Raw genomic sequence first — 21,713 nt, 5'->3', positions numbered from 1 at the left:
GATCAGGTCGGCGCCGGGCCGGCCTTCAGCGAGCCCATGCCGTTCGGCGTCTTCATGGTCGTGCAGGTGCCAGCGGGCACCAGCTTCCAGGCATTCTTCTGGTAGTCGACCTTGGAGGTGCCGGCGCAGGTGGTGCCGGGCCCGGCGGCGCAGTCATTCTGCCCCTTCAGCGCGACGCCGAAGCACTTTTCCTTGTCGGCGGCGGCGTGAGCGGTGGGCGCAGCAAGGGTGGCGATGGCGGTGGCGAGCGAACCCGCCAGCGCCAACGTGGCGACGCTGTTCTTCATGGGATGTTCTCCGTTGGGATCGGCCACGGCGGGCCGACACCACAGCTACGCGGGCACCCCATCCGTCGTTACACTGGCACCGCGAATCTTTTTTCGACGCGACGGATTCCGCTGGTCCTGACGGCTCCTGCCGGAGCCCGCGGCCTCGGCTCCACATAATGTTCATGGGCCTGTAACAATGTGCCAGACGCCCGCGTATTGGGGATGACGTGACGCAAGCGAGCCGGGAAGCGGAGTGGGCGGAATGGATGCGCCGGGCGAATGCCGGTGACAGCCACGCCTATCATCGTCTTCTCGCGGCAGTGACGCCGCATCTGCGCGCCATCGCCCGCCGCCGCTGCCGGGCTTTCGGCGCCTCGGAGAGTGACGTCGAGGATGTCGTGCAGGAGGTGCTGCTGGCGGTGCACCTCAAGCGTGGGACGTGGGATCCCGGCCGGCCGATCGGGCCGTGGCTCTCGACCATCGTGCGCAACAAGCTGATCGACAGCCTGCGGCGACGGGGCCGGGAGGCGACGACGCCGATCGACGACGTCATGGAGATACTGGAAGCCGACACGGCTGCCGATCCCGGCGACCGGATCGACGTGGAACAGTTGCTGGAGCAGCTCAAGGATCCGCAACGCGACATCGTGCGCTCCATCTCGCTCAAGGGCGAGGGCGTGCGCGAGACGGCGGCGCGGTTGCAGATGAGTGAGGGGGCCGTGCGCGTGGCGCTGCATCGTGCGTTGAAGACGCTGGCGCGGCTTTACCGGAGTGACGAGGCGTGAAAACCGACGAGCTGATCAGCCTGCTGGCGCAGGATTCCCCGGTGCGCACGCACCTCGGCGCGAGCCTTGCGCTCGCCCTCGCGGGTGGGGCGGCAGCGGCGTTGGCGCTTCTGGGAGGCACCATCGGCCTCCGGCCGGACCTGGCCAGTGCCGTGGAGACCAGCCGTGTCCTGTTCAAGATCAGCTTCACGCTCCTGCTCGCGGTCCTCGCAGGCTGGATGCTGTTCCGTGTCGGTCGACCGGGTCTGAAGCTGCGCCCGCGCCTGCGGCTTCTGCTTCTTCCGCTCGGCCTGCTGCTTCTGGCCGTGTCGGCCGAACTCGTCGTGCTGCCGCGCGCGCGCTGGATGGAGTGTCTGGAAGGGCTGCACGCCAGCTTCTGCCTGTTCTTCATTCCGCTCGTATCGGTGGCGCCTCTGGTCGCGATCCTCTGGGCGCTTCGGGGAACGGCTCCGGCTGATCCGGGCCTGGCCGGTGCCGCGGCCGGGCTGGCGGCGGGCGCTATCGGCGCTGCGGTCTACGCGCTGCATTGCCCGGATGACAGTCCGCTTTTCATCGCCACCTGGTATGGCCTCGCCATTCTGATCGTCAGCGCCACCGGCTATGTGGCGGGTCGCCGCCTCCTGCGCTGGTAAACGCAGAAAGGCCGGCCTTGAGGGCCGGCCTTTCGTCATCGCGGGGGCGGGGATCAGCCCTTGATGAAGGCGAGGATATCCGGGTTGATGACGTCGGCATGGGTGGTCAGCATGCCGTGCGGGAAGCCCGGATAGATCTTCAGCGTGGGCTTCGGCAGCAGCTTGGCCTGCAGTTCGGCGGCCTCCTTGTACGGCACGATCTGGTCGTCATCACCCTGCAGCACGAGGGTCGGGACGGTCATGGCCTTGAGGTCGGCCGTCTGGTCGGTCTCGGAGAAGGCCTTGATCCCATCATAATGCGCCTTGGCGGCGCCCATCATCCCCTGGCGCCACCAATTGTTGATCACGCCCTGCGAGACCTTCGCGCCCTCGCGGTTGAAGCCGTAGAACGGGCCGGCGGCGACATCGAGGAAGAACTGCGCGCGGTTGGCGGCGAGCGCGGCGCGGAAGCCGTCGAACACCTCGATCGGCAGGCCGCCCGGATAGGCCTCGGTCTTCAGCATGATCGGCGGCACGGCGGCGACCAGCACAGCCTTGGCGACGCGGCCCTGCGGAATGCCGTATTGGGCGACATAGCGGGCGACCTGACCGCCGCCGGTGGAATGGCCGATATGGACGGCGTCCTTCAGGTCGAGATGCTCGACCACGGCCGAGACGTCGGCGGCGTAATGGTCCATATCGTGACCGTCGCTCACCTGCGACGAGCGGCCATGGCCGCGACGGTCGCTGGCGACGACGCGGAAGCCATTGGCCAGGAAGAACATCATCTGCGTGTCCCAGTCGTCCGCCGAGAGCGGCCAGCCGTGGTGGAACACGATGGGCTGGGCGTCCTTCGGACCCCAATCCTTGTAGAAGATCTCAACGCCGTCCTTGGTGGTGACGTAACCCATGGTCATGGTCCTTTCAGCGGAAGAGGAAGAGGTGGACGCCGCATTGGCGGCGAAGGCCGGCAGGCTCGGCAGCGCCGCCAGGGCGACGGCACCGGCGCCGAGCGCGAGAATGTCGCGGCGGGAGGCAGTGGGCAGGGCAAGGTGAAGATTGGTCACGGTTCGGCTCCCGGTGCGGTCGGTGAAGGAGGTCGCGGAGCGGGCCGGGCGGTGGGACGCCAAGGTAGAGCGCGGGCCGTGGCCGACAATCCGGCGAAGGGTGTCGTGGCGGCACACCTGAGGATGTGCGGTATCATCCTCAGGTATGAGGCCGGTCTCAGCCGTGGCTGCGATTGGCCGCGCGCCACTGATACGGGGTGTCGCCGACGAAGCGGCGGAACACGGTGGTGAAGTGCGCCTGCGTCTGGAAGCCGACCGCCAGGGCGATCTCCACCAGCGGGTCGCGGGTCTCCACCAGCATCTGCTGGGCGCGCTCGATGCGCTGGCGCAGCAGATATTCGTGCGGCCGCAGCCCGGTCAGCACACGGAACTGGGCGGCGAAATGCATCCGGCTGAGCCCGGCGGCGCCAGCCATGTCGGCGAGCGTGATGCTGGTGCCCAGATGCTCCTCGACATAGGCCGCGACGCGCTTGAAGCGCCATTTCGGCAGGCCGGACTTCGGCCGGCGCGGTTCGCGGACGGGGGCCTCGGCGTCGACCTGCGGCTCGGGAGCGATGAAGTGGGGAGCGCCCGACAGGTCTTCAGCGTCGCTGCCCGCAAGGCGGGCGACGATGGCGAGCCGCAGCGCATCGGCGTAGAGCCCGCCGAAGTCGCGGGTGGCCGGTTCACTGCTCTCGGTGCGCTCGGCTTCGTCCAGCGCGCGGGAGAGGCGGCGCACCACCGGGTCGCTTGCGCTCGCCAGCGCGGCGCGTGCGCCGTCGGTGAACAGGCCGAGATAGCGGTCGAAGGCGGCGGGCGGCACTTCGAGGCGGAGCCTTGCGTCGTCCGCCGGCTCGCGCCGGGCGCCGGGCGTGGAGATCGCCACCACGACGCCCATATGGCCGAGCTCGACCGACAGGCGATCGCGGCCGGGACGCTGGGCTGCGTGGGACGGATAGGCGGTGAAAGGCAGCGAGGTGGTGGCGAGCGGAGCGACGTGGAGCGACATGGCGGGAACTCCCTGATCCTCATGCGGTGTGATCAGAGAGTAGTTTTTGGGGCGGGAAGCTCCATTCTACGCTGGGTTCCGCCGCCTATATGATGAGTGTGACATACAGATACCTTGGTATGTATTAAGGTGTTTTGTTACCGCATCAGCGCGGTGCCAGCGGTCCCTTGGGCGCCGCGCCCATGAAGGCGACGACCAGCAGGCCGGCCAGCGCCGCCCAGTAGCTGACCCGGAAACCGTCGATATAGGCGAGCACATTGGCCTCGCGCGCCACCAGTTGGGCGAGCGTGCCGATGCCGCGCGCGGTGGCGATCTGGCTCGACCCGCCCGCGCCGCTGAAGCTGCCCGCGAGGCCCTGTACCGCTCCGTCCACCGTCCCGCTCGATGCCGGGACGTGGAGGCCGATGAGGTAGGAGTGCAACTGCTCGCGCTGGCGCAGCAGTGTCGCCATCAGGCTCAGCCCCATCTCCGCCCCGCCGAGCCGGAGCACCTGCACATGGGCGGCGACCGAGGTGGAGAGCTTCGGGTCGGAATTGGCGAGGATGTAGACGACGGCGGCGAGGAAGGTGAAGGCCTGCCCGACCGACTGGATGAGCAGGATGGGCAGGAAGGTCCAGGGCGACCATTCATGGGTGATCGCCGTGCCCAGCTCGCCCGCTACCGCGAAGGCGGCAAAGCCGATGAGGAGGCTGAGGCGGGCGTCGAAACGCCTTATCGCCATCACCGCCACCGGCATGAGCAGGACCAGCGGCACGGCGGTGCCGAGCACCAGCGGCCCGCCGATCTCCTCCGGCCGCAGCCCGGCGACCGCCACGAGGAAGTTCGGCACCAGATAGCTGTTGGAGATGCTGGCGACGTCGAAGCAGAGGATGGCGAGGAAGGCGAGCAGCACGTTGCGGCTGGCGATGACCGTGTGGCTGGCCCAGGGGTTGGCCACCAGCTGCTCATTGATGAAGAAGCCGATGACCAGCACGGCGCCCGCCGTCAGTAGTGTCAGGATCAGGCCGGATTGCAGCCAGTCGAGCCGGTTGCCCTGGTCGAGGCCGATATAGATCAGCGCCCAGCCGGTGCCGAGCAGTGCCATGCCGCCCCAGTCCGCCCGCTCCAGCAGGCCGATATCGATGCGGGCCGGCGGCGTCCCGGCGCGGATCAGCAGGCCGATGAGCGGGGCGAGGATGACGTCCTGCCAGTACACCCACTGCCAGCCGAGATGCTCGACATAGAAGCCCACCAGCGCGACGCCCACGCTCTGCGAGAAGGCGAGGCGGAAGCAGTAGATGGCGATGGCCGGCACCCACCAGCTGATCGGCAGCCGGCGGAAGATGATCATGATGGTGGCCGGGATGAACACGCCGAGCAGCAGCCCGCGCAGCGCGTGCAGCACGACCAGCATCTCGAAGCCCTGCGCCGACGGGATGATCAAGCAGAGCAGCGCATAGGCGAGGCTCGGCCAGAACAGCACGCGCCCGACGCCGAAGGTGGCGGCGAGCCAGGGCACGGCGGGCGCGATGAAGATCTGCGGCGCCGTGGCGACCGTGCTCAGCCAGGCGCCCTGGTCGAAGCTCAGCTCGAAGGCGCCGCGCAGATCCGGCAGGCCGATGGAAAAGAGCCGCGTGTCGAAGCCGACGATGAAGGAGCCGAGCAGCACCGCCGCCGCCGCCAGCACCGGCTGGATCAGCGGCTTGGCGTCGGGCGACAGCAAGGGGCCGCTGATGACCAGCCCGGTGCGGCCGGTGAGCCGGCCCCACAACACGGCCAAGGGGCGAGCGGTGGTGCTCATGGCGCAGCCGGAGTGGCTGAGGCGACGTGTTCCTCGACATGGATGCGCGCCTCCACCGACATGCCGGCACGCAGCCGCGCCACCAGCGGCTGGCCGGGATCGAAGGCGATGCGCACGGGAATGCGCTGCACCACCTTGGTAAAGTTGCCCGTGGCATTGTCGGGCGGCAACAGGGCGAAGACCGCGCCGCTCGCCGGGGAGACGCGCTCCACATGGCCAGTGAGGGGCTGGCCGGGGAAAGTGTCCACCGTCACGTCCACCCGCTGGCCGGGCGCGACATGGGTGAGCTGGGTCTCCTTGAAGTTCGCGCGGACATAGACGTTAGGGATCGGCACGGCGGCGATGAGGTTGGTGCCGATGTTCACATAATCGCCCACCTGCACCAGCCGGGCACTGACCGTGCCGTCAAACGGCGCGACCACTGTGGTGTAGCCGAGCTTGAGCTCGGCGGTCTGCAGGCTGGCCTTCGCACCGTCGAGAGCCGCGTGCAGCGCGCCTTCCTCGCCGGTAAGCACGTCGAGCTGGCGCTTCTGCGCCTCGATGGCGGCCTCCGCCTCGCGCACATCGGCATTCGCCTTGGCGAGGTTGGCGGTGGCCTGCTGGAGACGCTGCTGCGTCCCGGCGATGCCACCATCCACGAGAGCCTGCTGGCGGTCGAACTCTTCCTCCATCTCGGTGGCGACGGCCTTGGCCGAGACGAGCTGCGCCTGTGCCTGCACGATGAGGGCGCGCTGGAGTTCTTCCTGATTGGCGAGGTTGGCAAGCGCCGCCGCTGCGCCATCGACGCTCGCCTGTGCGCCGGCGAGGCTTGCCTGATAGTCGGCAGGGTCGATCTCGACGAGCGGCTGGCCGGCCTTCACGGTCTGGTAGTCGTCGACCAGAACCTTCAACACATTGCCGGTGATGCGGGCGCTCAGCGTGGAGACGTCGGCCTCGACATAGGCGTCGTCCGTGCTCTGCGTCGGCCGGTTGCTCGCCCATTGCGCCCAGTTGCCATTGGCGAAGGCCAGCAGCGCGCCGATGATGAGGATGGCGAGCAGCGGGATGGCGAGCCGCTTCAGCCCGGCCCTCACAACATGCGCGGGCGCCGGCGGGCTGGGGGACGGTGTCTCGCGAAGGGGCGTGTCGGCGGCAGGCATGGCAGCAGGTCCGTTCACATGACGAGGGCCGGACCACCCGGCCCGGCCCTCGCATTATGACGGCCTCGCCGGACGCCCCTTCCGGGATGCCACTTCGCCGGCGCGCCGTGCGGCCGGAAAATCGCCCGGCCTTACCGGGCGTGGCGGACGACGACCTGCCAGAGCTGGATTGCCGCGCCGATGGCGGCGAAGGCGAGGCCGGCGAGGCTGACCAGTTCCCAGCCGCCGCGCTGCCAGGCGAGCGTCGCCACTGCCGAGCCGACCGCGCCGCCGAGGAACATCGAGCCCATCAGCACGGTGTTGAGCCGGGCCCGCGCGGCCGGGCGCAGGGCGAAGACGATGTGCTGGTTGGAAACCAGCGCCCCCTGCAGGCCGAAATCGAGCAGCACGACGCCGACGATCAGTCCGGCGAGCGAGCCCCAGAGGCCGAACACGATCCACGACGCCAGCGTGATGACCGCGCCGGCGACAACGGCATGCGTCGGGCCATGCCGGTCGGCAAAACGGCCGGCGAGGGGGGCGGCGAGGACGCCGGCGGCGCCGATCAGGCCGAAGAGGCCGGCGACATCCGCGCCGAGACCGAATTCCGGCTGCTCCAGACGGAAGGCGAGGATGGTCCAGAAGGCGGTGAAGGAAGCGAACAGGGCGGCCTGGGTCAGGGCGGCGAGGCGTAGGGCGGGGAATTCGACCCAGAGATGGCCGATGGAGCGCAGCAGCCGGCCATAGCTGAGCGTCGAATCCGGTGCGCTGTGCGGCAGGATCAGCGCCATCAGCCCGGCGGCGGCGAGCGCCAGCGGCACAGCCAGCCAGAACATGTCGCGCCAGCCCGCATGGGTGGCGACCAGCCCCGCCAGCGTGCGGCTGAGCAGGATGCCGGTGAGCAGCCCCGCCATGACCGTGCCGACGGTGGCGCCCCGCCGCTCCGGCGCGGCCAGATGCGCGGCGAGCGGCACGATCTGCTGCGCCACCGTCGCGCCGAGGCCGACGGCGAAGGAGGCGGCGAGGATGAGCCCGGCGCTCGGGGCCATGGCCACGAGGGCAAGGGCGAGGGCGATGAGGACGAACTGGCCGACGATGAGGCTGCGGCGTTCGATCAGATCGCCGAGCGGCACGATGAGGAACAGGCCGGCGGCATAGCCGAGCTGCGTCGCTGTCGGGATCGCCGCGGTGAGCGCGCCCGGCAGGTCTTGCTCGATAACCGCGAGCATGGGCTGGTTGTAATAGATGTTGGCGACCGCGAGGCCGGCGGCGGCGGCCATCGCGAAGGTGGTGCCGGTGCCGAGGGTCGCCTCGCCGGCGGTCGCCGGGGCGGGCGCCATCTCGCGGGCAGTGTTCGGGGTGGACATGGGGTTCTCCTGGACCGGGCGCCGGGGATGGGGAATCCCGCGCGGCGGCGTCGCTGTTTCGGCCTTGGAGATAGAGCTAGCGCGCCAGACGTTATAGTGTCTTGTTCAGATACACGACTATAACGGATTGCGTTACACGCCGTTGAAACAGGTCAGGGGATGCTGGATCTCGCCGCCGTCACGCTGCTGGTCGAGCTTGCCGCCGCCGGGAGTCTGGCGGGGGCGGCGCGGCGGCTGCATCTCTCGCCCATGGCGGCAAGCCGCCTGCTGGCCAAGCTCGAACAGGAGCTGGGCGTGCGGCTGGTGCAGCGCACGACCCGCTCGCTTTCCTTCACCGATGACGGCTTGGCTTTCCTGCCGCACGCCCAGACGCTGGTCGAGGATCAGGCGGCGGCGCTCGCCAGCCTGCGCGGGCGCAGCGCGGCGCCGAGCGGGCTGCTGCGCGTCAGCGCCTCGCTCGCCTTCGGCCGCAAGGTGCTGGCCCCGCTTGTCGTCGAGTTCATGCAGGCCCATCCGCGCATCGAGGTGGAATTGCAGCTCAGCGACAAGGTGGTCGACATCGTCGCCGAGGGGCTCGATATCGGTATCCGCATCGCCGACCTCGCCGACAGCAGCCTCATCGCCCGCAAGGTCGCCGACAGCCCGCGGCTGCTTCTGGCGGCGCCCGCTTATCTCGCCCGCGCCGGCGCGCCGCAGCGGCTCGACGATCTCGCCGCGCATACCTGCCTCACCTCCAGCGTCACCCCGCACTGGGTGTTCCGTACCGAGAGCGGGCGGCGGCGAATGAGCGTGCGCGGCCGCTTCTCGGCCAATTCGCTCGACGCGGTGCAGGAAGCCTGCGTCGGCGGCCTCGGCATCGCCTATCTGTCGCATTGGCACGCCCGCGAGGAACTGGCGAGTGGACGGCTGACCGACATCACGCTCGCGGATGCGCAGACCGAGCCGCTGACCATCTGGGCGGTCTACCCGACGCGGCGGCTGGTGCCGGCGAAGGTGCGCCTGTTCATCGACGCACTCGGCGCCTGGCTGGCGCGGCAAGGCTGACGCGGCAAGGTTGACACGGCAGGGTTGAACCTATTCGGCGAGGCCCGCCACCAGCGCCGGCAGCCGGATCGCCACCCGCCCGCCGCCGCCCGTCTCGTCCGCCGGGACGAGGGCGATCTCGCCGTCATGCGCGCCGATGATGGTGCGGCACATGGCAAGGCCCAGCCCCATGCCGTTGGCCTTGGTGGTGAAGAAGGGCTCGAACGCCTTGGCGGCGCCCTCCGTGGTGAAACCGGGCCCGGTGTCGCTGACCTCGATGGCGATGCCGCGCGCCGTGCGGCTGGTGGTGAGCCGGATCTGCCGTTCGGCGCTGCCGCTGCCGGCCATGGCCTGCGCGGCATTGACCATGAGGTTGATCAGCACCTGCTGCAGCAGGATGCGGTCGCCGCGCACCAGCGCGCCGGGGGCGGCGAGCGACGGCTGCAGCGCCACGGCATGGGCCGCGAGTTCCGGCTGCACGAGATGGATCGCTTCCTCGATCAGCGGGTCGAGCTCGAGCGGCACCCGGTCGGGCTCCACCTTGCTCATGAAGGAGCGCACCCGGCGCACCACCTCGGAGGCGCGGCGCGCGGCGATGGCGGCCTCGCCGATCGAGGCGCGCACCTCGTCAAGATCGGGCGGGGTGCGGTCCATCCAGCGGCTGGCGGCGTCGGCATGAAGCGTGATGGCGGCGAGTGGCTGGTTGATCTCATGGGCGATGGAGGCCGAGACCTCACCCACGGTCGCCGCGCGCCGCGTATGGTCGAGCTGGTCGCGCATGCGCTGCAGCGTCTCCTGCACCCGCACGCGCTCGGTGATGTTGAGAACGCTGGCCTGCACGCAGTCCAGCGCGCCATCGGGCGGGAAGTTGAAGGCGACGATGACGCGCAGCAGGTCGCCGGCGCGGGTGCGCAGCGTCGCTTCCGCCTCCCAGGTCGGCACATTGGCGTCGAGCGCGATGAGGAAGCCGGCGAAGCGGGCGACGTCGTCTTCGAGGAATTCGTGCAGCGAGGTGAAGAACTCCTCCTTGGAGCCGACCCCCATCATGCGCAATGCCGTGGTGTTCACGTCGATGATGCGCACGGAATTGCGCATGCGCCGCACGAAGTCGGGATGATCCGCCAGATAGGCCGGCAGGTCGTCGATGCCCTGAGCCCGCAAGCCGTCCAATTCCGCCTTCATCGGGCGCAGGTCGTGCTCCCAGATCGCCACGGCGAGATTCTCGAAGATGGTGCGGTAGCGCCGCTCGCTCCGGCGCAGCGCCTCCTCGGCGATCTTGCGGGTGGTGATGTCGGTATTGCTCTCCAGCGTGCGCCCGCCGCGCCGGCCGATATCGGCACGGCGCAGCCAGCGGCTGAGCGCCCGGACCTCGCGCCCCTCGCGGGTCGTCTGGGTGATCTCGCCTTCCCACGCCCCGGTGAGGGCGAGGCTGGCCTCGATCTCCTCGCGTGGCTGGGGAAAGCGCGTGGCGAGCAGTTCATGCGCGTCACGCCCGTGAACCTCGTCGAAGCTCCAGCCATAGAGCCGTTCGGCACCGCGATTCCAGTAGATCACCCGTCCCGCCGCGTCGCTGAGGCAGATCGCGTCATGGGTGACGTCGAGCAGTTCCGCCTGGCCTTCCAGCGCCCGCTGGTCGGCATGGCGGGACAGCATGAGGAAGCTGGTGGCGATAAGCGCGGCGAGGCTGATGAGCAGGCGGAGCGAGGCATCGAGATGGCCATGCAGGCCGTGCATGAAGGCGAAGCTGGAGAGCGTCAGGATCGCGCAGAGCGCCGCGGCACTGAGAATGGCACGGCGCGAGCCGCCTTCGCCGACGATGATGAGCACGAGCACATAGAGCACCGCCACCGCGCTGCCGAGCGTGGTGAAGGTGTCGATGGCGAAGATCGTGCCCGCCAGCAGAAAAGCACCTGCATAGCGGCATCGTGCGGCGCGCGAGTCCGGCGTCGTCCCCCGTCGCATGCTGATCGATCAGTCCCAATTGCAGCGTGCGCGATAATAACGCGTCCGCGCACGCCGTCATGCTCTGCCCGCGGATGGTTTCTCTATCTCAAAGTATAGGTTTCCCTAGGGAGAGCCAGCGCCGGCCTGTCCGGTCAGGCGGTTGCGCGGGCGACGGCGCGCAGCAGGTCGACGAGGATGTCGACCTCGCGCGGCCCGTCATAGCGTTCGCCGTTGATGAACAGGCTCGGCGTGCCGTTCACGCCGCTGCGCACGCCGCCGATGAAGTCGCGGCGCACGGTCGCGTCATGGCTGCCCTCCAGCGTCGCGCGGATGCTGGCGGCGTCGAGGCCGACGGCGGCGCCGTAGCGGGCGAGGCTGGCGGTGTCGAGTGCGTCCTGGTGCTCATAGAGCAGGTCGTGCATCGGCCAGAACTGGCCGATGCCGGCCGCCGCTTCCGCCATGCCGGCGGCCTGCACCGCGTGCGGATGGGCCTCGGCCAGCGGGAAATTGCGGAAGACGAAGCGCAGCTCATCGCCCATCAGGCGCTGCACTTCCTTGAGGACCGGGTAAGCCTCGCCGCAATAGGGGCATTCATAGTCGCCATATTCGACGAGGGTCACCGGGGCGTCGGCGGGGCCCTGCGCATGGTCATGCGGGCCGACCGGCGGGGTGAGGGTGCCATGGACTATGTTTCCCTGCGCGCTCATGCGGGGGTCTCCTTCTGCGGCGCGAGCGCCTCGAGGGCGGTGAGGATGCCGTCGGCGCCGGGGTTCAGCCCGACGGGGGAGACGTAGCTCCAGCGGATGACGCCGGCGCCGTCGATGACGAACAGCGCGCGCTCGCTGGTGCCCTCATGGGGGCGATAGACGCCATAGCTCTGCGCCACGCCGCCCTTCGGCTCGAAATCGGCGAGCAGCGGGAAATGCAGGCCGCGATCATGGGCGAAGGCGGCGTGGCACCACACGCCATCGGTCGAAATGCCCACGAGATGCGCGCCATGGTGGCGGAACTCGGGGAGGATCTCGTTATAGAGGCCCATCTGGTCGCCGCAGACCGGGCTCCAGTCCGCCGGGTAGAAGGCAAGGATGACCGGGGAGCCGGCGAGGTCCGACAGGGACAGCATCTGGTCCGGCGTCGAGGGCAAGGTGAAGTCGGGGGCCGCGACGCCGGCGGCGAGCGCGGTGGCGCCGTGGGTGTGGAGCGCAGTCATGCACGCCTCCTATGGGGTGGTGCGGACTCTTGGGTGATGCGGACTCTTGGGTGGTGCGGGGTCGCCCGCATGGCGAGGGGACGGGGCGGCCGGGACCGGCCGCCGCCGGTCAATGATTGGAGCGCGTGGTCTCGTAGAGGAACCAGCTCCGGCGCTCGGCCTCGTCGATCCAGACTTCGATCAGGCTGGTGGAGGCGACGTCATTATATTCCTCGCACACCGCATGGGCGGCGCGCAGGAAGCCGGTGAGCCGGCGGTTGTCCTCGGCGAGCTCGGCCAGCATGTCCGGCGCGGTGACGTAATCGGCGTCATTGTCCGACAGGCGCTGCAGGCGGGAGATGTGGCCGATCGAGCGCAGCGTGGTGCCGCCGACCTTGCGGACGCGTTCGGCCAGCGCATCGGTGGTGGCGAAGATCTGGTCGCCTTGCTCGTCCAGCATCAGGTGATAGTCGCGGAAATGCGGGCCGGACAGGTGCCAGTGGAAGTTCTTGGTCTTCAGATAGAGCGCGAACATGTCGGCCAGCACGCCGGTGAGGGCGGCGGCGATGTCGCGCGTGGCATCCGCGCCGAGGTCGGTGGGGGTGCGCAGCGGCGCCATCTGGCGGGTCTTTGCCGTGTCGGTCATGGGTCTTACTCCGGGAGCGGATCGTGCGGCGCCGGGCGGCGGATGACACCGCCCCGGCCCTGACACGACACAGGCTAGGCGTCCTGCCGGCGGCCCGAAATCGGCTCTAGGGGTGCCGATCTCATACTTGGGTGTGCCCCGCCAAAGCGGGCACCAACAAAAACGCCGGCACAAGGTGCCGGCGCGAGGTGGGCGGGGGAGGAGAGAGGGGTCAGTGCGTGCCGAGCGCCGCGTCGAGGCAGGCGATCATCTCGCTGCCGTCAAACGGCTTGGCGAGGAAACCGACCGCCCCGGCCTCGGTGACCTGACGGCGGATACGGTCCTCGGGGAAAGCGGTGATGAAGATCAGCGGCGTCGACCGGCCACGGGCGCGCAGCGTCGCCTGCAGCTCCACGCCGCTCATGCCGGGCATCTGCACATCGGTGATGACGCAATCGGGCGCTTCCTCGGCCTCGGCGCGCAGGAAATCCTCGGCGGAGGCGAAGGTCCGGGAGAGCAGGCCCAGCGATCGGACGAGGCTGGCGGTCGCCACGCGAACCGACTCGTCGTCATCAATGATCGCGACCATCGGAAATTGGCGCACGATGAAATCCTTTCAGCGCGGCGGTCGCTGCCCCACGGCCTCGTGCCGAACCTTCGTCTTTATGGCGCCCCCGCCGGTGGAAAGAAATCATATCAAGGTTTGCCGGGCCTATCTTTTCGCCCCCGAGAGCCCGAGCGTTTCCGCCATGCGCACGAGGTCGGCGAGCGAACGGGCGCCCATCTTTCGCATCACATGGCCGCGATGGATCTTCACCGTGATCTCGCTGAGACCGATCTCGCCGGCGACCTGCTTGTTCATCAGGCCGGAGGTGACGAGCGCCATCACCTCCTTCTCGCGTGATGTCAGCGTCTCATAGAGCTGCTGCACCCCCGCCACGGCCTGGTCGGCCTGCCGACGGGCCTTGTCCTGCTCGATGGCGGCGGCGACCGCGTCGAGAATGTCCTGGTCGCGGAACGGCTTGGTGAGGAAGTCGACGGCGCCCGCTTTCATCGCCCGCACGGTCATCGGAATATCGCCATAGCCGGTCATGAAAATCACCGGCATGTGCATCCCCGAGCGGACCAGCTGCGACTGGAAGTCGAGGCCGCTGACGCCGGGCAGGCGAATATCCAGCACGAGGCAGCGCGGCACGTCGGGAAGGGCGGCGGCGAGGAATTCGGCCGCCGAGCCGAACAGCTCGACCTTCAGGCCGATGGAACGGAATAGGCTGGAGAGCGCCTCGCGCAGGCCCGCATCGTCATCGACGACGATCACCAGCGGATCGGCGGATGCGGGGCGGGGGCTGCGCGGGGGAGGGTTCAGGCTCACGCGCGGGGCTCCTTCACGGCGGGCAGGATAATCGCGAACGTCATGCCGCGCTCGGCATTGCGGGTGGCGTCGATGCGTCCGCCATGGGTCTCGATGAGCGAGCGGCTGATCGACAGGCCAAGGCCCATGCCGTCGGGCTTGGAGGTGTAGAATGGCTCGAAAAGGTGCGTCAGCCCCTCATCGTCCACGCCGCTCCCGCTATCGGTGAGCGAGACCCGCACCACCGGGCCGTCGAGACCGGCCTCTATCCCTGAGCGCAGCAATAGCCGGCGGGGGCGCGGCGTGTCCTCCATCGCCTGGGCGGCATTGATGGCGAGGTTGATGACCACCTGCTGCAACTGCACCCGGTCGCCGGCCACGGCGGGCAGTCTCTCGGTGAGATCAAGGGTGACGGTGACCTTATGGCGCGCCAGCTCGCGCTCGATGAGGGCGAGGCTCTCGGTGACGAGCGCGTTGAGATCGAGCCGTTCGTGCCGCCCGGACTGCCGGCGCGAGAGGGCGCGCAGCCGCGCCACCACATCGCCGGCGCGGCGGCCATTGGCGATCATCCGCTCGACCGAGGCCAGCGCCTCGCCGACATCCGGCTCCGGCCGCCGCAGCCAGCGCAGGCACGCTTCCCCATTGGTGACGATGGCGGCGAGCGGCTGGTTGACCTCATGGGCGATGGAGGCGGTGAGCTGGCCGAGCGTCGCCATGCGGGTCACATGGGTCAGTTCGCTCTGCGCCTTGTCCAGCCGGTCCTGAGCGGCCTTGCGCGCGGTGATGTCGTTATTCGTCTCCATGATCGTCTGAACACGGCCCTGCGCGTCGCGGCGCAGCGCCCAGCGGCTCGCGACGATCACGCGCGAGCCGTCCTTGCGGGCGTGACGCAGCTCGCCCTCCCAACGCCCGTCGCGCTCCAGTTCGGCTATGGCCGCTTCGGGCGAGAGCGGAAAGCCGGTGCGGAGCAGCTCGGCCGTGCGGTGGCCGATCGCTTCCGCCGCGGTCCAGCCATAAAGCTCCTCGGCGCCGCGGTTCCAGTACAGGATGGTATCGTCGGCATCGCGCACCAGAATCGCGTCATGCGTGAGGTCGAGCAAAGCCGCCTGGTCGCGCAGCGAGTCGCTGGCCCGCCGGTTGCGCAGCGACAGCAGCGTGGCGACGATGATCGCCGAGATGGCGACGCAGGCCCGCGCCACCGCCTCCGGCTCGAACCGGACATTATGGACGGTGAGGAAGCTGATCGAGGTGAGGACGATGCACAGCCCGCCAACGGCGAGGATGCCGCGCGTGGTGAGCACATCCGCCAGCAGCATCACCACGGCGACATAAAGCACCGCCACCGCCATATCGAGCGGGGTCAGCGTGTCCACGAGGAAGATGGCAAGGCCCAGGAGCCCCGCGAGCAGCGGAATCAGTGCCGAGCGGGCGCCGTGGGCGAGGGCGAGCGGCGTCATGCGCACGCTCTCGCCGCGCGTGCGGAATCGTGGCCGGTGGCGGAGCAGGGTCGAACGCGCAAGCACATGGCGCCAGTCTACCAGCTTCCCCGGCGGCGCTGCGTATACATAGGTATGTCACTCTTGGATGAACGTATCGCTCATCTGCTCCAGGTTGCATTGAACCTGCCGCCAAAACCGTCAGAGTGGGGGTGTCGAGGCAGGTGAGCGCCTTCGCCGTGAGCAGGCGCTCGGTTCAACGAGGTGAAAACATGGCCGCCAACGTCGCCGATCTCATCGTCTCCACGCTTCACCAGACCGGAGTCCGGCGCATCTATGGCGTCGTCGGGGACAGCCTGAACGGGCTCACCGAGGCCATCCGCGAGACCGGCGCGCTGGACTGGGTGCATGTGCGCCATGAGGAGACGGCGGCCTTTGCGGCCTCCGCCGAGGCGCAGCTCACCGGGCAGCTCGCGGTCTGCGCCGGCTCCTGCGGGCCGGGCAATCTCCACCTCATCAACGGCCTGTTCGATGCCCAGCGCAGCCGCACGCCGGTGCTCGCCATCGCCGCGCAGATCCCCTCGCAGGAGATTGGCGGTGGCTATTTTCAAGAGACCCACCCGCAGAACCTGTTCCAGGAATGCAGCGTCTATTGCGAGCTGGTCTCCAGCCCCGAGCAGATGCCCTATGTGCTGGAGAACGCCATCCGCGCCGCCGTCGGCAAGCGCGGTGTCGCGGTGGTGGTCATCCCCGGCGATGTGGCGTTGAAGCCGGCGCCGGCCCGCAAGAGCGCGCCCAATGCCGGCCTGCTGCCGCCCGCTCCGCGCGTGGTGCCGGCCGAGGGCGAGATCGATGCGCTGGCCCATCTGCTCAACAATGCGGGCAGCGTCACCCTGTTCTGCGGGCGCGGCTGCGCCGGGGCGCATGAGCCGTTGATGGCGCTGGCCGAAAAGCTCAAGAGCCCCATCGTCCATGCGCTCGGTGGCAAGGAATTCGTTGAGTATGACAATCCCTATGATGTCGGCATGACCGGCTTCATCGGCTTCTCCTCCGGCTATGAGGCGATGCATGATTGCGACGTGCTGCTGCTCTTGGGGACGGACTTTCCCTACAAGCAGTTCTTCCCTTCCGATATTACCATCGCGCAGATCGACGTGCGGCCCGAACAGCTCGGGCGGCGCTGCAAGCTCGATCTCGGCCTCGTCGGCGATGTCGGGCTGACCATCGACGCGCTGCTGCCGAAACTCGCCGCCAAGGCCGACCGCACCCATCTGGACACGATGGTTGAAAAATACCGCAAGGTGCGGGGCGGCCTCGACGACCTCGCCACCGGCACGGCCGGTCGCCCGCCGATCCACCCGCAATATCTCGCGCGGCTGGTCAGCGAGACGGCGGCGGAGGATGCGGTGTTCACCTTCGATGTCGGCACCCCGACCATCTGGGCCGCGCGCTACCTGAAGATGAACGGAAAGCGCCGTCTTCTCGGCTCGCTGGTGCATGGTTCGATGGCCAATGCGCTGCCGCACGCCATCGGCGCCCAGTCGGCCTATCCCGGCCGGCAGGTGGTCTCGCTCTCCGGCGATGGCGGCTTCACCATGCTGATGGGCGACCTCATCACGCTGACCCAGCAGAAGCTGCCGGTGAAGGTGGTGATCTTCAACAACGGCACGCTCGGCTTCGTTGCGCTGGAGATGAAGGCGAATGGTTTCGTCGAGATCGGCACCAATCTCGACAATCCCGATTTCGCGGCGATGGCCCGCGCCATGGGCATTCACGGCGTGCGGGTGGAGGATCCCGGCGACCTGCCGGCCGCCGTCAAGGGCGTGCTGGCGCATGATGGGCCGGCGGTGCTCGATGTCGTCACCGCCACGCAGGAACTCTCCATGCCCCCGACCATCGGGCTGGAGCAGGCCAAGGGCTTCGGCCTCTGGATGATCCGCGCGGTGATGAGCGGGCGCGGCGACGAGGTGCTCGATCTCGCCCGCACCAATCTGCTGCGCCGCTGAGAGTGGGCCGGAACCCGCGCCGCCGCGCGCGGGTTCTCCCTGCCAGGAGGATTGCACCATGACCCATATTCGCTACGAGATCGTCGAACATGACGGGGGATGGGCCTACAAGCTCGGCGATGTCTTCTCCGAGACGCACCCGACCCATGAAGCGGCGCTGAACGCCGCCCGCGACGCCGCCGCCCGCCAGTCCATGCCCGGCGAGACGCGCCCGATCCTCTATCAGGATGCGCAGGGCGCCTGGCACGAGGAGACCGCGCAGGGGTTCGACCGGCCGGAAACCGAGGTCTCCGACACCGATCCGAACTGGGCCGCCAGAGGCTGACAGCAGGCGCCGCAGGGTGCCGGAATTTGGGTGTAATGATACCTATAAGCGGGGGCGTTGGCCCCCGTTTTCATGAGCGTCGTCAGGCGCGGGCGAGGGCGAGTAGCCGGTCGAGCGCGGGCCCGTCGCCGAGTGCTGCTGCTTTCTCGCGCGGGGTGAGCAGGCGCAGAGCCTCGTCGAGGCGGGCGGCATCCGTCACCTTGGCACGGGCGACGAGGCGTTCGGGCGCATAGTCGCCCGGCGGGCGTTCAGCTGCCGGCAGCATTCGCCGATGCGCGGCGAGCAGAACCGGGTCGCCCGCGAGCCGCTGCACGGCTTCTTCCTCGCCCGCCTCGGCCGCAAGCTGCCGGGCAAGCACGAAGGCGCGGGTGAGCACCGGCGGCGGGGCGCGCTCCTCCGGTATCGTCAATATGGCACGGAAGACGAGCGGCCAGCGCGTGCTGGTCCACACCACCAGCGGCACGGCGAGCACGAGGCCGAGCACCACCGGCAGCATCCACAGGAACAGCGGCAGCGAGATCGCCAGCGCCGCCCCGCCGAGCGCCATGCCGAACAGGGTGTGCGGCAGGAAATGGCGCAGCGTCGGGCCGAGCGCCACCGTGCCGTCATCGCGCCGCTGCGGATTCCAGCCACCATCGCGGCCGGCGAGGATGGTCGCCACCGCCGAGGACTGGGCGAGCATCATGACGGGGGCGGCAAGGCCGGCGATCAGCGTCTCGCCGATCATGCCGAAGAAGGCGAGGATGCCGCCGCCAAAGGCGCGGCGGGTCGGCGGGTCGGTCAGCATGACGAGGTAGGCGATCACCTTCGGCAGCAGCAGCACGCCCATCGTGCCGACGAACACCCAGGCGGCGCGAATGGGATCCTGCGCCGGCCAGTTGGGGAACAGCGAGAATTCAGAGGGGAAATAATCCGGCGGCACGAAGCGCGCCTGCAGCGCGGTCATCAGGCCGGCGATCAGCATGATGAGCCAGAGCGGGGCGGTAATATACGACCCGATGCCGGTCAGCAGATGGATGCGGCTCACCGGGTGCAGCCCGCGCGCCGGCAGCACGGCGGCGTGCTGGAGATTGCCCTGGCACCAGCGCCGGTCGCGCACGGCGAGATCGGTGAGGGCGGGCGGGCCTTCCTCATAGGAGCCCTTCAGCCAGGGCACCATATGTACCGCCCAGCCACCGCGCCGGATCAGCGCCGCCTCGATGAAATCATGGCTGAGAATATGTCCGCCAAAGGGTTTGCGGCCCTTCAGATGCGGCAGCCCGGCGCTGCCGGCGAAGGCGCGGGTGCGGATGATGGCGTTGTGGCCCCAGTAATTGCTGTCCGGCCCGTGCCACCAGGCGAGGCCCTCCGCCAGCATCGGGCCATAGAGCCGCCCGGCGAATTGCTGCATGCGGGAGAACAGCGTGCGCCCGCCGACGATGACCGGCAGTGTCTGGATCAGCCCGACATGGGGGTGGCGCTCCATGGCGCCGGCGACGGCGAGGATGCAGTCCCCGGTCATCACGCTGTCGGCGTCGAGCACCAGCATGGCCTCATAGGCCCCGCCGAAGCGCGTCACCCATTCGCCGATATTGCCGGCCTTGCGGTCGATGTTCTTCGGCCGGCGGCGGTAAAATAGGCGGGAATGCCCCCCGGTGCGTTCACGCAAGGCGAGGAAGGCGGCTTCCTCGGCGATCCACACATCGGCATCGGTGGTGTCGCTGAGGATGAAGAAGTCGAAAGCGTCGATGGCCCCGGTCGCCTCCACCGATTCATAGGTCGCCTGCAGCCCGGCGAAGATGCGCGCCGGCGCCTCATTATAGGTCGGCATGAGAATGGCGGTACGCTGCGTCAGCGGGGCGGGCGTCGCCGTGGCAATGCCGAGCGGATCGACGCGGCGGCCGAGCATCGCCATCGCCCCGCCGAGCGCATTGGTGAAGGAGAAGCCGATCCAGGCGAACAGCACGACGAACAGCGCCAGCACCACGCCTTCCAGCACCGTCAGCCCGCCAACATCGAGCACGAGATACATCTCATGCGCGGCGAACATCGTCAGGACGGCGGCGCCGAGGAAGACGAAGGCCCGGCGCAGCCACAAAGCGAGGCGCGGTCCCGGGGGATGGGACGCGCGCGGTGCCTGCCAGAGCGACTGGACGGGCATGGCGAGCGGGGCCTCGGGGGGCAGGGCATCCGCCAGTGCCGCCGGGGCGTCGTGGCCGAGCGCCGGCGCGCGCTCCAGCGTCACGCCGTCCATCGGTAAACCCAGCTTTCGGCCAGCTTTTCCTCGCCGCGCAGCATTTCCGCGCGCAGCTCGGCGAGATCCGCGCCCTTGGGCTCGAAGGTGAAGGCGATGCGCCAGCCCTCAATGTCCGGGTGGCGCTGGAGCACGACATTGGAGATCGTGCCGGTGCCGGCGGTGACGCGCGCGGAGAGCCCTTCCGGTGGCAGGTTCTTGATACTGTCGCCGACGAGATCGAGCACGAACTGGCGGCGCTCGGCATTGCCGCCGACGCGGGTGAGGCCGAAGCGGCCGAGTTCCGGCCGGTCCGGGCTGTCCCAGCCCCAATGCAGGCGGTAGGTGTAATAATACTCCCGTCCCTTGCGCAGCGGCTCCTTCGGTCGCCAATAGGTGACGATGTTGTCGTGGACTTCCTCCGGGGTGGGGATTTCCACCAGATGCACCGCGCCCTCGCCCCAATCGCCGATCGGCTCGACCCAGACGCTGGGGCGCCGCTCATAGCGCGCCTCCAGATCCTGATAGTCGAAGAAGGAACGCTGGCGCTGCATCAGACCGAAGCCGCGGATGTTCGTTGATTCAAAAGAGGAAATCTGCAGCCGCTTGGGGTTGGAGAGCGGGCGCCACAGCCGCTCGCCAGTGCCGGTGACGATGGCGAGGCCGTCGGCGTCGCAGACCATCGGGCGGAAATCGTCGATGCCGTCGCGGTCATTCGGCCCGAACATGAACATGCTGGTGAGCGAGGCGAGACCCGCCTTGTCGACATCGGTGCGGGGATACAGCGTCATCTCCACCGTCATCACGGTCGAGGTGCCCGGCCGGATGGTGAAGCGGTGCGCGGCGGCGCAGCTCGGGCTGTCGAGCAGGGCGTGGACGACGATGGAATCGACGCCCGCGCGGGGTTCCTCGATCCAGAACGCCTTGAAGATGGGGAATTCCTCGCCGCCGGCGTCCGCCGTCTTGATGGCGAGGCCGCGCGCCGAGGTGCCGTAGACCTGTTCCTTGCCGAGGGCGCGGAAATAGCTCGCGCCCTGGAACACAGCGACCTCGTCCAGATAGTCCGGCCGGTTGATCGGGCTGTGCAGGCGAAAGCCTGAGAAATCAAGGTCCAGCTTGGGGTCGGGCGGCTGCAGCCCATGCTCGAAGCGGAACAGACCGGGCGCATACTCGACGCGGCGCGCCTCGCCCTGGGTGACCGTGTAGATCTCCACCTTGTCGCGGAACAGGAAGCCGCGATGCAGCAGCTGCGCCTCGAACGGCGTGCCCTGGCCGCGCCAGAGCGCGCGGTCCGGGTTGAAGCGGATATTGCGGTACTGGTCGTAGCTGAGGTCGTTGAGTTCCTTGGGCAATTGCCGGTCGGGGTTGGCATAGGGGCGCGCGGCCAGCTCGCGCGCGAGCTGGCGCACGGTCTGGGCGTCGAAGCGCGTGGGCTTGTCGGCCTGCGCCTCCGCGTCTTCGCGGGTCGCGGGCCAGATGCCGGAACCTGTTACCGCCAGAATGGCCGCTCCCAGAAGAACGTCGCGCCGCCGCATTCTCACCCTCGCTCGCTGCCCGCGCACCGTTGGTGCGGTGCAACCTCGACAAGCCGCAAGACGGTGCCCGGTTCCATCGCCA

General features: G+C 68.8%; 20 protein-coding genes. 5 read left to right on the top strand and 15 right to left on the bottom strand.

The window, feature by feature from the left end:
- Positions 1–2: 2 nt before the first annotated feature.
- Entirely contained in the window at positions 3–287 is a 285-nt protein-coding gene (locus OU996_RS02410; RefSeq protein ID WP_267584079.1) for a DUF2282 domain-containing protein, read from the bottom strand.
- 209 nt (positions 288–496) lie between these two features.
- Between OU996_RS02410 and OU996_RS02405 the strand changes: the two genes are divergently transcribed.
- Both OU996_RS02405 and OU996_RS02400 read left to right on the top strand, forming a co-directional pair.
- Positions 497–1,054, top strand: a complete 558-nt coding sequence (locus OU996_RS02405; RefSeq protein ID WP_267584078.1) for a sigma-70 family RNA polymerase sigma factor — start codon at positions 497–499, stop codon at positions 1,052–1,054.
- Entirely contained in the window at positions 1,051–1,686 is a 636-nt protein-coding gene (locus OU996_RS02400; protein WP_267584077.1) for a DUF1109 domain-containing protein, read from the top strand. The genes OU996_RS02405 and OU996_RS02400 overlap by 4 nt, the downstream gene beginning before the upstream one ends.
- Positions 1,687–1,739: 53 nt before the next feature.
- Here the strand turns inward: OU996_RS02400 and OU996_RS02395 are convergent, their stop codons facing one another.
- The 5 genes from OU996_RS02395 to OU996_RS02375 all read right to left on the bottom strand — a co-directional run bounded on the left by OU996_RS02395 (position 1,740) and on the right by OU996_RS02375 (position 7,958).
- Positions 1,740–2,582 (bottom strand): alpha/beta fold hydrolase, encoded by an 843-nt coding sequence (locus tag OU996_RS02395; RefSeq protein ID WP_267585563.1) that lies wholly within the window; start codon positions 2,580–2,582, stop codon positions 1,740–1,742.
- Between the two features lie 307 nt (positions 2,583–2,889).
- On the bottom strand, positions 2,890–3,720 hold the full coding sequence (locus OU996_RS02390; protein ID WP_267584076.1) for a helix-turn-helix domain-containing protein: 831 nt from the start codon (positions 3,718–3,720) through the stop codon (positions 2,890–2,892).
- Positions 3,721–3,865: 145 nt separating this feature from the next.
- The gene (locus tag OU996_RS02385; protein WP_267584075.1) at positions 3,866–5,500 is read right to left on the bottom strand and encodes an MFS transporter; all 1,635 of its coding nucleotides are present in this window, start codon (positions 5,498–5,500) and stop codon (positions 3,866–3,868) included.
- Positions 5,497–6,639 carry an HlyD family secretion protein gene (locus OU996_RS02380; protein ID WP_267584074.1) on the bottom strand — a complete coding sequence of 381 codons (1,143 nt, stop codon included), beginning with the start codon at positions 6,637–6,639 and terminating at the stop codon, positions 5,497–5,499. The genes OU996_RS02385 and OU996_RS02380 overlap by 4 nt, the downstream gene beginning before the upstream one ends.
- Before the next feature lie 131 nt (positions 6,640–6,770).
- Positions 6,771–7,958 carry an MFS transporter gene (locus OU996_RS02375; RefSeq protein WP_267585562.1) on the bottom strand — a complete coding sequence of 396 codons (1,188 nt, stop codon included), beginning with the start codon at positions 7,956–7,958 and terminating at the stop codon, positions 6,771–6,773.
- A 186-nt stretch (positions 7,959–8,144) separates the two neighbouring features.
- Between OU996_RS02375 and OU996_RS02370 the strand changes: the two genes are divergently transcribed.
- Complete coding sequence (locus OU996_RS02370; RefSeq protein ID WP_267584073.1) at positions 8,145–9,029, top strand: LysR family transcriptional regulator; 885 nt, start codon at positions 8,145–8,147, stop codon at positions 9,027–9,029.
- Between the two features lie 30 nt (positions 9,030–9,059).
- On the opposite strand, the gene OU996_RS02365 is transcribed toward OU996_RS02370, so the two are convergent.
- The 7 genes from OU996_RS02365 to OU996_RS02335 form a co-directional block, all read right to left on the bottom strand.
- Entirely contained in the window at positions 9,060–10,970 is a 1,911-nt protein-coding gene (locus tag OU996_RS02365) for a PAS domain-containing sensor histidine kinase (RefSeq protein ID WP_267584072.1), read from the bottom strand.
- A 134-nt stretch (positions 10,971–11,104) separates the two neighbouring features.
- The gene (locus OU996_RS02360; protein WP_267584071.1) at positions 11,105–11,659 is read right to left on the bottom strand and encodes a DsbA family protein; all 555 of its coding nucleotides are present in this window, start codon (positions 11,657–11,659) and stop codon (positions 11,105–11,107) included.
- Positions 11,656–12,162, bottom strand: coding sequence for a redoxin domain-containing protein (locus tag OU996_RS02355; protein ID WP_267584070.1), 507 nt, complete (start codon positions 12,160–12,162; stop codon positions 11,656–11,658). Before OU996_RS02355 ends, OU996_RS02360 begins: the two co-directional genes overlap by 4 nt.
- A 109-nt stretch (positions 12,163–12,271) precedes the next feature.
- The gene (locus tag OU996_RS02350; protein ID WP_267584069.1) at positions 12,272–12,787 is read right to left on the bottom strand and encodes a Dps family protein; all 516 of its coding nucleotides are present in this window, start codon (positions 12,785–12,787) and stop codon (positions 12,272–12,274) included.
- A gap of 211 nt (positions 12,788–12,998) precedes the next feature.
- Positions 12,999–13,355: a response regulator transcription factor gene (locus tag OU996_RS02345; RefSeq protein WP_267585561.1), complete on the bottom strand. Its 357-nt coding sequence runs from the start codon at positions 13,353–13,355 to the stop codon at positions 12,999–13,001.
- 123 nt (positions 13,356–13,478) lie between these two features.
- Positions 13,479–14,132: a response regulator transcription factor gene (locus tag OU996_RS02340; protein ID WP_267585560.1), complete on the bottom strand. Its 654-nt coding sequence runs from the start codon at positions 14,130–14,132 to the stop codon at positions 13,479–13,481.
- Positions 14,133–14,134: 2 nt separating this feature from the next.
- Complete coding sequence (locus OU996_RS02335; protein ID WP_267584068.1) at positions 14,135–15,574, bottom strand: sensor histidine kinase; 1,440 nt, start codon at positions 15,572–15,574, stop codon at positions 14,135–14,137.
- Positions 15,575–15,825: 251 nt separating this feature from the next.
- On the opposite strand from OU996_RS02335, the gene poxB reads away from it, so the two are divergent.
- Both poxB and OU996_RS02325 read left to right on the top strand, forming a co-directional pair.
- Positions 15,826–17,559, top strand: a complete 1,734-nt coding sequence (gene poxB / locus OU996_RS02330; RefSeq protein WP_267584067.1) for a ubiquinone-dependent pyruvate dehydrogenase — start codon at positions 15,826–15,828, stop codon at positions 17,557–17,559.
- Positions 17,560–17,617: 58 nt separating this feature from the next.
- On the top strand, positions 17,618–17,884 hold the full coding sequence (locus tag OU996_RS02325; RefSeq protein ID WP_267584066.1) for a DUF2188 domain-containing protein: 267 nt from the start codon (positions 17,618–17,620) through the stop codon (positions 17,882–17,884).
- Between the two features lie 82 nt (positions 17,885–17,966).
- Here the strand turns inward: OU996_RS02325 and mdoH are convergent, their stop codons facing one another.
- Positions 17,967–20,117, bottom strand: a complete 2,151-nt coding sequence (gene mdoH, locus OU996_RS02320) for a glucans biosynthesis glucosyltransferase MdoH (protein WP_267584065.1) — start codon at positions 20,115–20,117, stop codon at positions 17,967–17,969.
- A complete protein-coding gene (locus OU996_RS02315) occupies positions 20,105–21,631 on the bottom strand; it encodes a glucan biosynthesis protein (RefSeq protein ID WP_267584064.1) in 1,527 nt (508 codons plus the stop codon). Before OU996_RS02315 ends, mdoH begins: the two co-directional genes overlap by 13 nt.
- Between the last annotated feature and the right edge of the window lie 82 nt (positions 21,632–21,713).

The sequence above is a fragment of the Ancylobacter sp. SL191 genome, from assembly GCF_026625645.1.
In the GTDB taxonomy this organism is placed as follows: domain Bacteria; phylum Pseudomonadota; class Alphaproteobacteria; order Rhizobiales; family Xanthobacteraceae; genus Ancylobacter.
Note: the sequence above shows the minus strand (reverse complement) of the source record. Positions and strands in the feature narration are given on the sequence as shown.

Excerpts from the sequence above, each read along its gene's own strand:
- OU996_RS02360 (WP_267584071.1), bottom strand. The coding sequence starts at position 11,659 with ATGAGCGCGCAGGGAAACATAGTCCATGGCACCCTCACCCCGCCGGTC.
- OU996_RS02395 (WP_267585563.1), bottom strand. The coding sequence starts at position 2,582 with ATGACCATGGGTTACGTCACCACCAAGGACGGCGTTGAGATCTTCTAC.
- OU996_RS02380 (WP_267584074.1), bottom strand. The coding sequence starts at position 6,639 with ATGCCTGCCGCCGACACGCCCCTTCGCGAGACACCGTCCCCCAGCCCG.
- OU996_RS02355 (WP_267584070.1), bottom strand. The coding sequence starts at position 12,162 with ATGACTGCGCTCCACACCCACGGCGCCACCGCGCTCGCCGCCGGCGTC.
- OU996_RS02385 (WP_267584075.1), bottom strand. The coding sequence starts at position 5,500 with ATGAGCACCACCGCTCGCCCCTTGGCCGTGTTGTGGGGCCGGCTCACC.
- OU996_RS02410 (WP_267584079.1), bottom strand. The coding sequence starts at position 287 with ATGAAGAACAGCGTCGCCACGTTGGCGCTGGCGGGTTCGCTCGCCACC.
- poxB (WP_267584067.1), top strand. The coding sequence starts at position 15,826 with ATGGCCGCCAACGTCGCCGATCTCATCGTCTCCACGCTTCACCAGACC.
- OU996_RS02325 (WP_267584066.1), top strand. The coding sequence starts at position 17,618 with ATGACCCATATTCGCTACGAGATCGTCGAACATGACGGGGGATGGGCC.
- OU996_RS02345 (WP_267585561.1), bottom strand. The coding sequence starts at position 13,355 with ATGGTCGCGATCATTGATGACGACGAGTCGGTTCGCGTGGCGACCGCC.
- OU996_RS02370 (WP_267584073.1), top strand. The coding sequence starts at position 8,145 with ATGCTGGATCTCGCCGCCGTCACGCTGCTGGTCGAGCTTGCCGCCGCC.
- OU996_RS02315 (WP_267584064.1), bottom strand. The coding sequence starts at position 21,631 with ATGCGGCGGCGCGACGTTCTTCTGGGAGCGGCCATTCTGGCGGTAACA.
- mdoH (WP_267584065.1), bottom strand. The coding sequence starts at position 20,117 with ATGGACGGCGTGACGCTGGAGCGCGCGCCGGCGCTCGGCCACGACGCC.
- OU996_RS02350 (WP_267584069.1), bottom strand. The coding sequence starts at position 12,787 with ATGACCGACACGGCAAAGACCCGCCAGATGGCGCCGCTGCGCACCCCC.
- OU996_RS02335 (WP_267584068.1), bottom strand. The coding sequence starts at position 15,574 with ATGACGCCGCTCGCCCTCGCCCACGGCGCCCGCTCGGCACTGATTCCG.
- OU996_RS02390 (WP_267584076.1), bottom strand. The coding sequence starts at position 3,720 with ATGTCGCTCCACGTCGCTCCGCTCGCCACCACCTCGCTGCCTTTCACC.
- OU996_RS02375 (WP_267585562.1), bottom strand. The coding sequence starts at position 7,958 with ATGGCGCCCGCCCCGGCGACCGCCGGCGAGGCGACCCTCGGCACCGGC.
- OU996_RS02365 (WP_267584072.1), bottom strand. The coding sequence starts at position 10,970 with ATGCGACGGGGGACGACGCCGGACTCGCGCGCCGCACGATGCCGCTAT.